Below are 14,815 nucleotides of genomic sequence, written 5' to 3'. Positions count from 1 at the left end.
GCAAAGCCAGCGCTTTACTATATATACCACTACTGTACGATCAGTTTTCTATTCCATAAAAAACCTGCCCCTTTTCATATCCGTTCCGATATGGTAGGGGCAGGTTATATCCGTATATTGCTATTTATCATTCTCTTTTTGCAAAGAATCCTTTAGGTATTCTTCGTATTTCTTTACGATCAGTTTACGGCCGCTCTTACGGATAGGAATCATATTATCATTTAGCATGATAAAGTCCGAGTCAATCAGTCCTGCAACATATTGTAAATTTACGAGATAACTTTGATGGCAGCGTAAAAAGCGTTCATCTTTGATTTCTTCTTCAAAAGCGTCTAATTTACTGTAAACTTTTACAGCGCCCTGCGTTGTTGTATGAATATATACGACTTTATTGTCCGATTCCATATAAATAATATCTTTATAAGGGATCACAACAAGTTTACGCTTTGATTTTACTTCAATAAAATTCTGATTCTTCTGTGGATGCTTCTGGATATAATAATCAATCATTGCCCCGATCCGTCCGGATTCATATGGTTTTAACAGATATCCCATCGCATGTATCTCGTATGCTGCAATCGCAAAATCCTTGCTGGATGTACAATATACAATCTCTGACTTCGTATCCACTGCACGAATCCGTCTTCCTGCTTCAATTCCATCAATCTCATCCATCATAATATCGAGAAAGATCAGATCATATGGATGGTTACTATATCCTTCTACTAATGTTTCGGCGTTTTCATATGTGTCTACCTGAAAATCAAGCCCCCTGTCTGTCATCAGAAAGCAGACAATCTCTTTTAACATCTTACAATCCAGTCTGCTATCCTCACATATCGCTGCTTTTATCATTTTTCGTACCTCTTCTTAAAGTCCTTAAAGTCAAGTATATAGTATCAGACAGCGTATGGTCAAGCTCTTTTTATGCTTTCTGCCTTTTTTGCATTACAAGCCTGCATGACAATATTGTATGCTTCTTTTGCTTCCTCTTTTGTAAGCTGGCGAAGGTCTCCTAACGGATAGGAAATTCCTAATGCATCGTATTTTACTTTACCCATGGAATGGTACGGAAGCATCTCTACTTTTTCTACATGGGATAATTGTGCCAAAAAAGATCCCAATGCTTCTAATTCTTCTTTCCGGTCAGTAATTCCCGGTACGACTACATGACGGATCCAGATTGGGATTTCTTTTTGATCCAGATATTTTGCAAAAGACTGACTATGCTTTGCACTGTGCGTAGTCAGCTTCTTATGTGCCTCTTCTTCCATATGCTTGATATCCAGCATGACTAAATCTGTTACAGAAAGAAGAGTATCTATCTTTTCCATCTGCTGCCCTGTCTTCTCATTTTCTTTAACCGGAAACATAATGCCGGAAGTATCTAAGCAGGTGTGAATTCCTTTTTCTTTTGCTTTATAAAAAAGCTCCGTCAAAAAATCAATCTGCAGCATCGGTTCTCCACCGGTTGCCGTAATCCCTCCGGTCTTATAAAAACTTTTGTTTCTCTCAACTCTGTCAATAATCTCATCTGCTGTCATGGTATGAGCTGCATCCTGCATATTCCAGGTGTCCGGATTATGACAATACTGACAACGCATCGGACATCCCTGAAAAAAGACAACAAAACGCACGCCCGGACCATCTACTGTACCAAATGATTCTAATGAATGAATATATCCTTCCATCTCATTTTCCTTTCCGTACTGACCAATCAATCTGTAAAGAAAACCAGACAACAAAAAATTGTCTGGCTTTCTGCTTTTTATTTCTCCACAAAGTAACTATAACCATGCATACGACAGCAATTTTTTGATTATAATTCTTTACATACGCTCATGGAATGTTCTTGCGATCACTTCATCCTGCTGTTCTTTTGTCAACTTAATAAAGTTTACGGCATATCCTGATACACGGATCGTAAGCTGCGGATAGTTTTCAGGATGTTTCTGTGCATCTAACAGGGTATCACGATTTAATACATTGACATTCAAATGATGACCGCCCTTGTGTGCATAACCATCCAATAATGCTACTAAGTTATCTTTTGCATTTTCTTCATCTTTTCCTAATGCATCCGGTACGATCGAGAACGTATCAGAAATACCATCCTGCGAATCCATAAACGGAATCTTAGCAACACTGGCAAGTGCAGCGACAGCACCATGTGTATCTCGTCCATGCATTGGATTTGCACCCGGTGCAAATGGCTCTCCTGCTTTTCTTCCATCCGGCGTAGCACCTGTATTTTTACCATAAGATACGTTCGATGTGATCGTTAAGATTGAAGTTGTCTGAATACCACCACGATAAGTATGATTTCCTCTTACATACTGAATAAATGTGTGCAGAACTTCTTTTGCGATATCATCGACTCTGTCATCATCATTTCCATACTTAGGAAAATCACCTTCTACTTCATAATCAACAACTAATCCGTCTTCATTACGGATCGGCTTTACTTTCGCATATTTGATCGCAGATAAAGAATCGGCTACAACGGAGAATCCGGCAATGCCTGTTGCAAACCAGCGTTTTACATGCTTGTCATGCAAAGACATCTGTAATCTCTCATAGCAGTATTTATCATGCATATAATGAATTACATTTAATGCATTAACATAGACACTTGCAAGCCATTTCATCATATCCTTGTATGCATCCCATACTTTATCATAATCAAGATATTCATCTGTGATCGGACGATATTTTGGTCCTACCTGCTTGCCACTGATCTCATCCACACCACCATTGATCGCATATAATAAGCATTTTGCAAGGTTAGCACGTGCACCAAAGAACTGCATCTCTTTACCGATACGCATAGAAGATACACAGCATGCGATACCATAATCATCACCATGTACGACACGCATCAAATCATCATTTTCATACTGGATTGCAGAATGCTTAATCGAAATATCGGCACAGAATTTCTTGAAAGCGTCCGGAAGCTGCTCTGACCAAAGTACCGTAAGGTTTGGTTCAGGTGCGGCACCAATATTGTTCAATGTGTTCAAATAGCGGTAAGACATCTTCGTCACCATATGACGGCCGTCAATACCGACACCCGCGATAGATTCAGTAACCCATGTAGGATCACCTGCAAAAATGGAATTATACTCTGGTGTACGTGCAAATTTGATCATACGCAATTTCATGATGAACTGATCCACAATCTCCTGGATCTCTTTTTCTGTATATGTTCCCTCTGCAAGATCACGCTCTGCATAGATATCTAAGAATGTCGATGTTCTTCCCAGACTCATTGCTGCACCATTCTGCTCTTTTACTGCCGCAAGATAAGCAAAATAAACAGCCTGTGTTGCTTCTAATATATCATTTGCCGGCTGTGAAATATCGCAGCCGTATATCTTAGCAAGCTCTTTTAACATACCTAATGCACGAATCTGCTCCGATAATTCCTCGCGCTCACGGATCACATCAGAATACATAATCGTTCTTGTAGAATTTAATTGTTCCTTTTTATCTTCAATCAGACGGTCAACACCATATAAAGCTACACGACGATAATCACCGATAATACGTCCACGTCCATATGCATCCGGCAGACCTGTGATGATATGAGCACTTCTGCACGCTCTCATCTCCGGTGTATATGCATCAAAAACACCCGCATTATGTGTTTTGCGATGTGTTGTAAAATATTCTACTACTTCCGGATCTACTTTATATCCATTGTCTTCACAAGCTTTGATTGCCATGCGGATACCGCCATATGGCTGAAGAGAACGCTTGAATGGCTTTTCTGTTTGAAAACCAACAATCTTTTCTTTGGATTTGTCTAAATATCCCGGTCCATGTGATGTAATTGTAGAAATCACCGATGTATCCATATCCAATACGCCACCGGCCTCTCTTTCTTTCTTCGAAAGTTCCAGTACCTCGTCCCACAGATCAAGCGTATCCTGTGTCGGTCCTTCCAAAAATGCTTCATCGCCATCATATGGGTGATAGTTTTTCTGAATGAAATTACGGACATTGACTTCTGTCTGCCAAGCTCCTCCTTCAAAATTTCTCCACTGATTTTCCATAATTTGTAACCTCCTACTCTATGCTGTATTATGTGCATTATCCAGATACAATGAGAATCCGGTCCTGTTAGGATAAAATACTCTCATCTGATAACGGATTACGTTATACGCCGAAAAAAAAAAACGACTATCTGGACTAAATCGCCCAGACGGTCGGCATCTTCTCGTTATACTTCATGTGGTATACTCCACTTCCGTCAGTCATATAACATGCTTTGATAATACTAATCTTTACTTCTTTTGTCAATCTTTTTTTACCGGAAATATTTGAGAAAAAAACTCATAGAATTATATGAGAAAATTAGTCATGATCAACAATACAATTCTTTCCGGAACGTTTGCCAAGATACAATCGCCTGTCAGCAACACGGAAAGAATGCATGAACTGCTCTCCTTCTGTGGAATCCGCGAGTCCCATTGTAATCGTAATCGTTACTTTCTCACCCTTTGTACTCTCTATTTCGGCTGTTTGAACTTCTTCTAACAACTGTATACCAACTCTTTTTGCCTGTTTCTTGGTACAGACCGGCATCAGGATCAGAATTTCTTCTCCTCCCCAGCGACAGACAAAATCACTGCCCCGTACAAATTCTTTGAAAATTTTAGAAACAGCTACCAAGACTTTATCTCCAGTCTCATGACCATATGTATCATTTACTTTTTTAAAGTCATCAATATCTGCAATGATCACGGAATATACTTCTTCTTTCGCATCAAGTTCTGTATATTTATTTCGCAAATAACGACGATTGACAAGACCTGTCAGTGCATCACGCATAGACATTTTCTTAAACTCTATGTTCTGGCTTTTCAGACGATTCTCTAACACATTGATCCTTGACATAAAAGTAGCTGAAAAAAGAACCAATGCACAGGCACAGGTGACAAAATTAAGCCAGTTGATCAATTCATAAGAAAAGTCTCTGTCTGTTCCAAGGATCGGATCATGAAAACTTGATATCAGCACAGATACAAGAAATGCAGCAAGTATAATTGCCAGAAAGCGAATGATCGCAATCTGCTTTTTCTCCGTAGAAAAAATATACGATGCAAAATAACTTGCAGCAAGCAGACCGATCAGATACAGATTAAATCCATATCCGAGTCCAAATATATAAGTAGCTGCCACATAATATCCTACCACTTCACCAAAACAAAGATAATACGCCATATCATATTTTTTCTTTTTTGCACTAAAATAACACAAAAAATAAATCAATACGCTCAGAATATTAACCATACTCATCGGGTTCATTCCAAATAGGGTAAAATACAGCGCAATCATGACAAAATGATATAAACCAAGTAAAAAAATCATAAAATATTGAATCTGCTGTGTTTTTAAATCAACACGATAATTTCCTGATAAAAAAGATTTTATTCCCCGAAACATTTTTTCTCCATTTCATTCCAATTTTAATCATACAATATCATTATATTATAGCAATTTTCCTTTTTCTTTGCAACATTCCTCCCCTTTTTCATATATTATCCATAACAATACCTATATCAAGGAGCCTTCCATGAACCACTCTTTTTCCTGTCATTGTGCACAAGATGAAAGACAGCGTTTTTTGCAGGATATCCTGCTCCAAAAAGGGTATCATGCTGTTGCTGCAGAACTCGCAAGCGAACAGGAATTAGCCTGCAATGAAGTATTATCCTGTAAAAAGATCATTCTGCTTCCTGTGCCGGTATCAGAAGTAATGTTAAAAAAAATGATTCCTTTCTTTTCAAAAAAACATATCATTCTCGGAGGAAATCTTCCCAAAAATTTTGTCACCTATTGCAATGAACATGAGATTGCCTGTCTGGACTATATGAAAATTCCTGAAATTGCGATTGAAAACGCAGTTGCAACAGCCGAAGGAGCTATCTTTCATGCGATACAGATCAGCAAATACACATTACACCAGAGTAACTGTCTTGTCATTGGATTTGGAAAATGTGGTGAGATTCTTGCCGATCGACTATATGGATTAAAAGCAGATGTTACGGTTTCCACACGCGACGGCAGGCATAAAGCAAAAGCTCGTTCGTATGGATATGATGTCCCGGAAGTGATCCCATATGAAACTTTTGCCTTTCTATTTAATACCGCTCCGGCAAAAGTGATCACCCCTTCTGTGATCGACCGATTATCTCCCGACACAGTTATCATCGACATTGCATCACATCCCGGCGGTGTGGATTATAATTACTGTATCAAAAAAGACATTGAAGCCAGACATTGTCCCGGTCTTCCGGGGAAGCTTTCTCCAAAAACTTCTGCCGAGATCATTTATAAAAATATATGTGACCTGCTTCAAAATATGACAAGGTAAGATTTAAAAAAAGACTGTCTGCTATTGCGCACCCGGCAGACAATCTGCAAAATTTCATTTTATGATAAAAACAGTGCGCAGAAATGAGGATAATTTAATCATGACAGATACAGCATCTACACCAAAAATTACATTAGGATTTGCCATTTCCGGTTCTTTTTGTACGTACCAGAAAATCCTGACCATATTAGATTCTCTTCGAGAAATGCCATGGGATATCATCCCGATTTTTTCCGAAAAAAGTGCAACCTTAGATACCCGGTTTCAAACAGCCACATCATTTGTTAATCAGGTTGAAAAGCTCACCGGACACAAAGGGATCTTTACTATACAGGAAGCAGAACCGATCGGTCCAAAAGGATATCTGGATGCTTTGATCATCGCTCCCTGTACCGGTAACACACTTGCGAAACTTTGCACCGGCATTACGGATTCTACCGTTTTAATGGCAGCCAAAGCACATCTTCGCAATGAAAAGCCCCTGATCATCTCAATCTCTACAAATGATGCCTTAGGCATTAATTTTCAAAATATCGGAAAGCTTTTTACATCAAAAAACATTTTCTTTGTACCTTTTGGGCAGGATAATTACCGCAAAAAAAGCCATTCCATGATCGCACATACCGAATTGATACCCGATACGATCTTAGAAGCATTAAACGGACACCAGATCCAGCCGGTGATCCGATCCCCCTTTTAGGAGTCATATATGACTAGATCCTATCCGAGAAAAAAGGCAAAGTGTATGACTGTATCAAACACTTTGCCTTTTTCATAGGGCACAAAACTGCACCATTTATTCGCTTTTATCCTCCTGGGGAGTTTGCGTTGGTTTCTCTGTCTTTGCCGGTTCTTTTGTCTTTGACGGTTCTTTCGTCGCTTTGGCAGATGGCTTTTTCGTTGGTGTTGGTGTTGCTGTCACTTCTGCATTTGATTTGTTCTTGATCAAAACATGAACATAAACTTCTTCTACGATCTCACAGTCTTTTAAACCGGAAAAATCAACTGGAAGTTGGTATGTCCCGGCTCCTAAAGCACCACAATCGACAGAAGCGGTAATATCATCTGCCTCCAGACCTTTTACATAAGATTCCTTTCCGGAAACCACAATTTCGATATTGCCGGATGGGTCATATGCTTCCCCTTCATAGGCTGCATCCAGATTCTTTAACATAATACTACTCGTTGGAATCTTGATCTTTTTTTCTTTTTTCTTTTCGACATCAATCTTAACTGATATCTTTTGATATTCTTCCGGTATGGTAATTCCATCCGGCAGATAATTGACAACTTCAATATCTCTTTCCAAATCCGATGAATCAGAAGTTAAACCGGTCACATCAATCGGTATATCCAGTCTGGATATACTTGCTAACTTTCTTGCACTTCCGGCGATCTCAATCTCTTCCGGTACACAGGTCGCATCCACATATTCATAACCGTTTGCTACTTTACCTTTTATATGAATCTTAACCGGTATTGTTTTATTTTGCAACAGACGTGCTTTTACCCGTATGGTTTTCTTTTCAAAAGACAGAGTGGATGAAATAATCTTGTTCCCTTTTTTATCATATGCCGCCGGCTCTAAATTCTTTAAAAAGCTGTCACTTGCTCCATTGACATTCAATGTCACTTTCACCGTTGCAATCCTGTCGATTACAGATTCTCCGCCGGATACTTCAATCACATTTGGCTTTGCATTACACGAACCCACAGTATATCCTTCTGCCGGTGTTCCCTCTGTCTCAACCGTAACTTTGACCTGCTTTGTCTCCATATCTTCCAGAGACACTTTTAATACCTGTGTACATTCCAGTTCTACATCCGAAGAAGTTGCAATCTTTAAAGACGGCTTGATATCCACGGAATTAACTGCGGAAAGTTCTGACAGATCGGCTGTTGCCTTGATATCCGAAGCATCGAGATTATCTACAACACTTCTTCTTCCACGGACACGGACGGTAGCCGTTCCTCCTTCTACGATTTCATAAACTTTATGCACCGAACGTAATGCATCTTCATTCGTCAGATCAACATGCACCATATAACTTTTCGTCTTGTAGGGATCATCAATATTCACAATAAAAAGCCATACCAGTAAGGCTCCCAAAAACGATAAGATCTTAATGGACAGATTATGAAAAAGCACTTTTTTCCAGAATGCTGCAATATCTTTTTTCTTTTCCTGATTATTTTTTGGCTCCACGATAATCCCTCCTGACTCTTCTTAATCTTGCTGTGATCTGCTCTTACGAACTGTTCGACGGATACGAAAGCGCTTTTTGCCTCCCTCTTGCTCCTGCTTTCCTTGCATTTCACCTAATTTCTTTTTCAAAAGCTCACCATCAATATTTCGTAAAAGTTTCCCATGAATCGCTATCGAAATCTTACCTGTCTCTTCTGAAACAATAATCGTAAGGCTGTCACTTACTTCACTTATACCGACACCGGCACGATGTCTTGTACCAAGTTCTTTTGATAAACCTAAATTATCTGATAACGGAAGGTAACAGGTAGCCGATACAATCCTGTCATCCCGAAGAATTACTGCGCCGTCATGAAGAGGTGTATTATGTTCAAAAATATTGATCAACAACTGACTGCTGATTGCTGAATCAATCGTAATACCGGTTCTCTCATATTCTGCCAGACTGATATCCTGCTCCAAAATGATCAATGCACCTGTCTTTGCTTTTGCTAACTCTACAGTTGCTTTTACGATCTCCGTGATCGTCTTGTCCGAAAAGCGATCCTTTTTGTCTTTCGAATCATCAAACGGAATGATTGAAGTCACAATATTTTTCCTTCCAAGTTCTTCCAAAGCTTTTCGAAGCTCCGGCTGAAAAACAACTGCCAAAGCAGTAAGACCAATCGCAAGTCCTTTATTAAAAAGCCAGATAATCACACTCATATCAAGGAAATAGGCTACCAGATAAATCAGACTTAATACAACAATTCCCTTGAGTAGTGTCCATGCTCTTGTTTTCTTTACCCAGAATATAATATGGTATAAAGAAAAAGCAATAATAAATATTTCCACAATATCAATAAATGTCATCTTCGGCAGTGCTAATAAAGAAAATGTATCTTTTAAAATTTGTATAACCGAATCCATGCTTTCCTCCTTACCATATCCTGTGGACTGTTACTATCAATCTTCTTTGCCTTTTATTTTTCATCATGTTTTTCAGGGAAAATGATATCTTCATCAAAATCCTCTTCAACCGGCTCTGTTTTTCCGGTATCCGTATCTGTGTCTCTATCAACGGTATTAAAACGCTTGACTCGTTTATTTGGTGCAGCAACGCTCATCTTGGGAACAGCACGAACATAATAATAATATTCATCATCTTCAAATTGCAAATTCTCTACTCCGGCATAATTAAGTGCCAGACGCATAAACTGTATCATCCACACAAGCACAACCGATAACGCTGTACCTGCTAAAAGAGCAAACATCTTTGTATCGATCTTTACAAAATAATTCGTAAGCAATAGCAAAATAACGTTTAAGATTCCACCGGTCAGGATAGCAATCTCAAATGCGTAATCCATTTCTTTGCTGCGGATAATATTAACTGTTACTGCCACAACACAAAATACAAGAATCATCACATACATTTCTTTGTTATCCAGAAACTGCTGTAATGCGACATGATACAAATTAATATTCGTATCTGTTGACGTACTGACAACGGTTACAACAGTCTGTAACAGATAATACATGCTCACACTGCATATAATCGGCACAACGGCGATCGGTCCCATGATCAGTCCTAAAAATATCGGTATCGCATATGCCATATGAAACGGAAAGGCTATAAAAAATGCCAGAAAAATATACGCATGCTCCGGCACAAACTTAATATATACATAATACAGAATCACAAAAACAGTGCCTACAACCAATGCCAATACCGGTGATACATAAAAGATATGCGCAACTACAAACACTGCCGCCGCAACGACCAAAGCCCCTCCGGGCATCACAATACCAAATACTGCCAGTATCAGAACAATATACCAATGATTTAATGCCGGATTATAACCGATCACCTCATTTGCTGCTAAAAATGTCAAAAGTCCGGCAGCAAAACGAAACAGCGAATCTAAAAACCGGGAATATTTCTGATAAATGTTTTTTAAATGTTCTCTAAGAACTAATAGATGTATCATCCCCATTTTCCTCCCCGTTTTCATTTTGCTGATAAAATGCTCCCAGTACCTCTATATGCTCCAGATAAGACCGGACCAGATCCTGGCTGACTGTATATTGTTTCAAATAATAAAAATAGGAGAAAAAAACAGTACCGGTCAGAAGGATAAAATATCCTCCCCCTATCATAATGCCCAGTTGTAAGTAATTCAAACGAACAACATTAACAAAAAGATAATCAGAAAAATAAAGTGCGATCAGAAACAAGACCAGTAAATAACTGACAGTTATGTTCCATACTGCTGAAATAGTATGTGAACGGATATAATCAGACTTATAATATCCGCCTTCATGTAACTGGTCTTTGCATTTTTTTGTCTCATCAAGTGCAATCTGTGTCATGATATGCACTTTTTCTTCATTTACCATACAGCTCTCCTACTCACTATCATTTTATCATCTTTCATTGTACCACATCCTCTTATCCTTTTCTAGCATTCCCATAAAGAAATTCTTACCGAATTTCCGCATTGCCGATCTGCTTTTTTTATGCAAAAGATCTCTCTGCATGACATACCAAAACGTTTCTGGTACAAATCCGAAAAATTTGATACAATAAAAAGAAACGATCAAAGCATTTCTCTTTTGATATGACTTTGGCTCATTTTGCAAAAAGGAACTGATTTTATGATAGCAAAATTACAATTTTATTTAAAGCGGATACAGGATGGACGTTTAAAAGAAATGTGGACTCAAACTTTATGGCTGTATTCGTATGTCCGCAAATACTGGTTTTCGATTGTACTCTATACTCTGATCGGTCTTGGCGGCACCGGAATATCACTGATCACAAGCCTGCTTTCGCGCGATCTGGTAGATATTGTTACCGGACATAAAAGCAATGAACTTTTAAAAACCTTTATTATGTATATCAGCTTTACACTTGCTAATGTGATCCTTTCAAAGATTCTAGATTATATTGCAACGATCATTTCATTAAAAATAGATAATGCGATCAAAGCAGATATCTTTGAAAAAATGCTGTTGACACGTTTAGAACCTTTGATGTCATATCATACCGGCGATCTTTTAACACGCTGGAGTTCTGATGCTTCTGTAATTTCAGACGGCGTTTTAAACTGGCTCCCCGACCTGCTGATCGCAATTGTGCGTTTTTTATCAGCACTCGGTATCGTACTGTATTATGATCCGCTCTTTGCATTGCTTGCGATCGCCGGAATGCCGGTAAGCCTTTTGATGTCGAAAACATTGCTGTCACGTATGCAGTCACGTAACTTAGAAAGTGCTGCTTTGAACGCAAAAATGATGGGCTTTCATCAGGAATCCTTTTCTAATATACAGACGATCAAAGCTTTTGATCTGATCCCGCTTTATGTTAAAAAGCTGCATGAATACCAGAAGGAATATTTGCAATTACAGAAAAAATATCAAAAGCTCGGTATTCTTTCTTCTGTATTTCTTTCCTTTATAGGACTCCTCGTATCTTATAGCTGCTATGGACTTGGTATTTACCGGGTATGGAGCGGTACGATCTCTTATGGTACCATGACACTTTTTCTGTCTTTATCCGGTACTTTAACCGGTACGCTAAACACTTTAGTCGGCATGGTTCCAAGTGCGATCAATATCACAACTTCTTCCGGTCGTCTGATGGACATCATCAAAATGCCCAGAGAAGATCATAGTGCCGCCCCAAAGATCGATGCTTTTTATCAAAAAAACAAGCAAGACGGTCTTTCCATTTCACTACAGGATATTCAATATGCGTATGCACACGGTGATACTGTTTTCGAGCATACCGATCTGGTGATCGAACCGGATCAGATCATTGCTCTGATAGGACCATCCGGTGAGGGCAAGACAACAATGCTTCGTATCCTGCTGGCTTTGTTAGAACCACAATCCGGCAGTCTAAGCATACAAAACGCAAAGGATACATCCGTTTTTGTTGATTATTCTCCTGCAATACGTCGGCTGTTTTCCTATGTTCCACAAGGAAATGCGATGTTTTCCGGTACAATTGCACAAAATATGCGTAATGTCAAACCCGATGCCACGGATGAAGAGATCATTACCTGCTTAAAAACTGCCTGTGCCTGGGATTTTGTCCATAAGCTCCCTGATGGTATCTACAGTACAATTGGAGAAAGAGGACGCGGTTTTTCAGAAGGTCAGGTACAAAGACTTTCCATCGCTCGTGCTCTGTTAAAGAAAGCACCGTTTTTATTATTGGATGAAGCAACATCCGCTCTTGATACCGTCACAGAACATCGTCTGTTACAAAATATCATGCAAAAAAGGGCAGCCGGGAGCTGTATCGTAACCACACACCGTCCTACTGTATTGACCATCTGTGATAAAGTCTATGCAATCCGTGAAAAGCACTGCGAACTGTTATCTTCGGAAGATGTAGATAAAATACTCTCCAATCAACAATAATAAAGGCAACGTACAATATAATAGAAAGGAGTTTTCCATGATACAATGCAATTCATTTGAACTAGTCTATCTGCGAAAGATCCCTTATCTGATCCCCTACGGACAGCAAACGGCAAATTTGCAAAAAAGTGTCCGTTTAAACGAAACCGGTGTTTTGATATGGAACGGATTATCACAAAAAAAGCCTCTTGACCGGATTTTACAGGATATCTTAAATACTTATGAGCTCTCTGAAAGTGACCGTCCTTTTGTACAGGAGGATCTTTATGAAACGATCGCACAACTGGAATCTTTACATGTCATAAGAAATTCCGATGAATCCGATCTGAAATCTGATTTGACTAAAAAGCGGACAAATGACAAAGAAAAATACTTTTCTTTTTGTATCGGTCCTCTTACGATTCGCTGTGAAGGACAAAATATTTCTCCGCTATCGATATTTTTCAAAGATTTCTTATATCCCGATCAGAATCAAAAAATCATGCAGCATATCATAATCAAAGATTGGAAACCGGAAACGATCCACAATAGCTCCGTTTTAGTCAGCCGTGCAGATATTCTGATCAAGGAAACTTCTTACTGTTATTGCATCTGCCTTCCTGATCAGACAGATTTTTATGAAATGCGGATTGCAAAAGATGCCTCTTTTGTGGAAATCTTTTGTACTCATACCATCGAGCCGGAATTTTTATTTCATATAATACGCTTTCCTGTTTTACTGCTTGCACAGATAAAGAAATGTTTTTTCCTGCATTCTGCTTCTATTCTTTTTCAAGAAAAAGCATGGCTGTTCTCCGGCAGTTCCGGTACAGGCAAATCAACACATACCAGACTTTGGCATACTTTTTTAGACGCACCGTACCTCAATGGCGATCTGAATATGATTGGTATGAAAAACGACCACTATATCGTCTATGGACAGCCATGGTGTGGTACTTCTAAAATTTATACGACTGCAGATCACCCTCTTGGCGGCATTGTCTTTTTAAAACAGTCTGATAAGAACCATTGGCAAAGCATGACTTCAGATCAGAAAGTATTGCAATTACTCTATCGTCTGATATCACCCAGCTGGACAAAAGACATGCTGCATAAAAACATGCATTTTTCTAAAATGCTCAGCCGGAAAGTTCCTCTTTTTTCTTTGGAATGTACTGCCACCAAAGAAGCTTGCTATACAGCAAAAGATGGCATCCTTTTTTATCAGAAAAATCCTATCAGAGAATAACTGACAAAGAGCCAAAAATATAAAAGCCGGAAAGCTTTCATCCTGTTTTCTTCCGATGAAAGCTTTCCGGCTTTTACTACTATATTGAACTAATGCATATAAGCCAAATAAAACCGATGCAAAGAAATCAATACCCGTCAGAAATACTTACGCTACTGATCGCAAGTCCGGCATCTGCTTTTACACAAAGATCACCAAGACCAATATTATCATTTGGATTCTGATGATATGTGTAGCTGATTGCTAAAGTAGTAGAACCATTGCCTGATTTTAATCTTCCGCCACTTGAAACGTATTCTACCGGCATATTAAATGATATATATAATGTCTGCTTATCATTGGAATGCGTTGCTCTATGCTTGCCATCAACCTGAATACGGTAATCTCCACGACCGGTCTGTGGTCTCTGGTGAATACGTGCCGTTGTGGTATAACATCCACTTGCCATATAAACACCTTCCATTACTCCTTCTTCCTCTGTTACAACCGGCTTAACATATGTCTTTTTCATCCGCTTGTCCTCCTTTCCCTCTATTAAAACTTATCTTAACAGTACAATATATGATATCCGAAATATTCTCATTACATA

13 protein-coding genes and 1 riboswitch are annotated in these 14,815 nt (G+C 38.9%); of the genes, 4 read left to right on the top strand and 9 right to left on the bottom strand.

The window, feature by feature from the left end; genetic code table 11:
• Positions 1-120: 120 nt before the first annotated feature.
• The 4 genes from H8700_RS05965 to H8700_RS05950 form a co-directional block, all read right to left on the bottom strand.
• A complete protein-coding gene (locus H8700_RS05965; RefSeq protein ID WP_249304282.1) occupies positions 121-855 on the bottom strand; it encodes a LytR/AlgR family response regulator transcription factor in 735 nt (244 codons plus the stop codon).
• Positions 856-914: 59 nt separating this feature from the next.
• On the bottom strand, positions 915-1,691 hold the full coding sequence (gene pflA / locus H8700_RS05960) for a pyruvate formate-lyase-activating protein (protein ID WP_249304280.1): 777 nt from the start codon (positions 1,689-1,691) through the stop codon (positions 915-917).
• Between the two features lie 138 nt (positions 1,692-1,829).
• The gene (gene pflB / locus H8700_RS05955; RefSeq protein WP_249304278.1) at positions 1,830-4,058 is read right to left on the bottom strand and encodes a formate C-acetyltransferase; all 2,229 of its coding nucleotides are present in this window, start codon (positions 4,056-4,058) and stop codon (positions 1,830-1,832) included.
• A 136-nt stretch (positions 4,059-4,194) separates the two neighbouring features.
• Positions 4,195-4,273, bottom strand: a riboswitch (ZMP/ZTP riboswitch).
• A gap of 86 nt (positions 4,274-4,359) precedes the next feature.
• Positions 4,360-5,451, bottom strand: a complete 1,092-nt coding sequence (locus H8700_RS05950) for a GGDEF domain-containing protein (RefSeq protein WP_249304274.1) — start codon at positions 5,449-5,451, stop codon at positions 4,360-4,362.
• A 130-nt stretch (positions 5,452-5,581) separates the two neighbouring features.
• On the opposite strand from H8700_RS05950, the gene H8700_RS05945 reads away from it, so the two are divergent.
• Both H8700_RS05945 and H8700_RS05940 read left to right on the top strand, forming a co-directional pair.
• Positions 5,582-6,382: a hypothetical protein gene (locus H8700_RS05945; protein ID WP_249304269.1), complete on the top strand. Its 801-nt coding sequence runs from the start codon at positions 5,582-5,584 to the stop codon at positions 6,380-6,382.
• A gap of 100 nt (positions 6,383-6,482) precedes the next feature.
• Positions 6,483-7,082, top strand: a complete 600-nt coding sequence (locus tag H8700_RS05940; RefSeq protein WP_022142170.1) for a dipicolinate synthase subunit B — start codon at positions 6,483-6,485, stop codon at positions 7,080-7,082.
• 96 nt (positions 7,083-7,178) lie between these two features.
• Here the strand turns inward: H8700_RS05940 and H8700_RS05935 are convergent, their stop codons facing one another.
• Genes H8700_RS05935 through H8700_RS05920 form a run of 4 tightly spaced genes read right to left on the bottom strand, consistent with a single transcriptional unit; the run spans position 7,179 to position 10,967 of the window.
• Positions 7,179-8,588 carry a CdaR family protein gene (locus H8700_RS05935; protein ID WP_249304266.1) on the bottom strand — a complete coding sequence of 470 codons (1,410 nt, stop codon included), beginning with the start codon at positions 8,586-8,588 and terminating at the stop codon, positions 7,179-7,181.
• A gap of 21 nt (positions 8,589-8,609) precedes the next feature.
• Entirely contained in the window at positions 8,610-9,497 is an 888-nt protein-coding gene (gene cdaA / locus H8700_RS05930; RefSeq protein ID WP_249304264.1) for a diadenylate cyclase CdaA, read from the bottom strand.
• A 53-nt stretch (positions 9,498-9,550) separates the two neighbouring features.
• Positions 9,551-10,558 carry a hypothetical protein gene (locus H8700_RS05925; protein WP_249304262.1) on the bottom strand — a complete coding sequence of 336 codons (1,008 nt, stop codon included), beginning with the start codon at positions 10,556-10,558 and terminating at the stop codon, positions 9,551-9,553.
• The gene (locus H8700_RS05920; RefSeq protein ID WP_249304260.1) at positions 10,536-10,967 is read right to left on the bottom strand and encodes a hypothetical protein; all 432 of its coding nucleotides are present in this window, start codon (positions 10,965-10,967) and stop codon (positions 10,536-10,538) included. Before H8700_RS05920 ends, H8700_RS05925 begins: the two co-directional genes overlap by 23 nt.
• A gap of 258 nt (positions 10,968-11,225) precedes the next feature.
• Here H8700_RS05920 and H8700_RS05915 point away from each other — a divergent pair, with 258 nt between their 5' ends.
• Positions 11,226-12,998 (top strand): peptidase domain-containing ABC transporter, encoded by a 1,773-nt coding sequence (locus H8700_RS05915; RefSeq protein ID WP_249304257.1) that lies wholly within the window; start codon positions 11,226-11,228, stop codon positions 12,996-12,998.
• Positions 12,999-13,035: 37 nt separating this feature from the next.
• A complete protein-coding gene (locus H8700_RS05910; RefSeq protein ID WP_249304254.1) occupies positions 13,036-14,226 on the top strand; it encodes a PqqD family protein in 1,191 nt (396 codons plus the stop codon).
• A 127-nt stretch (positions 14,227-14,353) separates the two neighbouring features.
• Here the strand turns inward: H8700_RS05910 and H8700_RS05905 are convergent, their stop codons facing one another.
• Positions 14,354-14,737 (bottom strand): hypothetical protein, encoded by a 384-nt coding sequence (locus H8700_RS05905; protein WP_022142177.1) that lies wholly within the window; start codon positions 14,735-14,737, stop codon positions 14,354-14,356.
• Positions 14,738-14,815: the final 78 nt, after the last annotated feature.

It is taken from the genome of Jutongia hominis (assembly GCF_014384965.1).
GTDB classification, from domain to species: Bacteria; Bacillota; Clostridia; order Lachnospirales; family Lachnospiraceae; genus Butyribacter; species Butyribacter hominis.
The sequence above is the reverse complement of the archived record's forward strand: the minus strand, read 5'-3'. Positions and strand labels throughout refer to the sequence as shown.

Bases quoted from the DNA above. Each gene is read 5' to 3' on its own strand.
- H8700_RS05965 (WP_249304282.1), bottom strand. From the start codon at position 855: ATGATAAAAGCAGCGATATGTGAGGATAGCAGACTGGATTGTAAGATG.
- pflA (WP_249304280.1), bottom strand. From the start codon at position 1,691: ATGGAAGGATATATTCATTCATTAGAATCATTTGGTACAGTAGATGGT.
- pflB (WP_249304278.1), bottom strand. From the start codon at position 4,058: ATGGAAAATCAGTGGAGAAATTTTGAAGGAGGAGCTTGGCAGACAGAA.
- H8700_RS05950 (WP_249304274.1), bottom strand. From the start codon at position 5,451: ATGTTTCGGGGAATAAAATCTTTTTTATCAGGAAATTATCGTGTTGAT.
- H8700_RS05945 (WP_249304269.1), top strand. From the start codon at position 5,582: ATGAACCACTCTTTTTCCTGTCATTGTGCACAAGATGAAAGACAGCGT.
- H8700_RS05940 (WP_022142170.1), top strand. From the start codon at position 6,483: ATGACAGATACAGCATCTACACCAAAAATTACATTAGGATTTGCCATT.
- cdaA (WP_249304264.1), bottom strand. From the start codon at position 9,497: ATGGATTCGGTTATACAAATTTTAAAAGATACATTTTCTTTATTAGCA.
- H8700_RS05925 (WP_249304262.1), bottom strand. From the start codon at position 10,558: ATGATACATCTATTAGTTCTTAGAGAACATTTAAAAAACATTTATCAG.
- H8700_RS05920 (WP_249304260.1), bottom strand. From the start codon at position 10,967: ATGGTAAATGAAGAAAAAGTGCATATCATGACACAGATTGCACTTGAT.
- H8700_RS05915 (WP_249304257.1), top strand. From the start codon at position 11,226: ATGATAGCAAAATTACAATTTTATTTAAAGCGGATACAGGATGGACGT.
- H8700_RS05910 (WP_249304254.1), top strand. From the start codon at position 13,036: ATGATACAATGCAATTCATTTGAACTAGTCTATCTGCGAAAGATCCCT.
- H8700_RS05905 (WP_022142177.1), bottom strand. From the start codon at position 14,737: ATGAAAAAGACATATGTTAAGCCGGTTGTAACAGAGGAAGAAGGAGTA.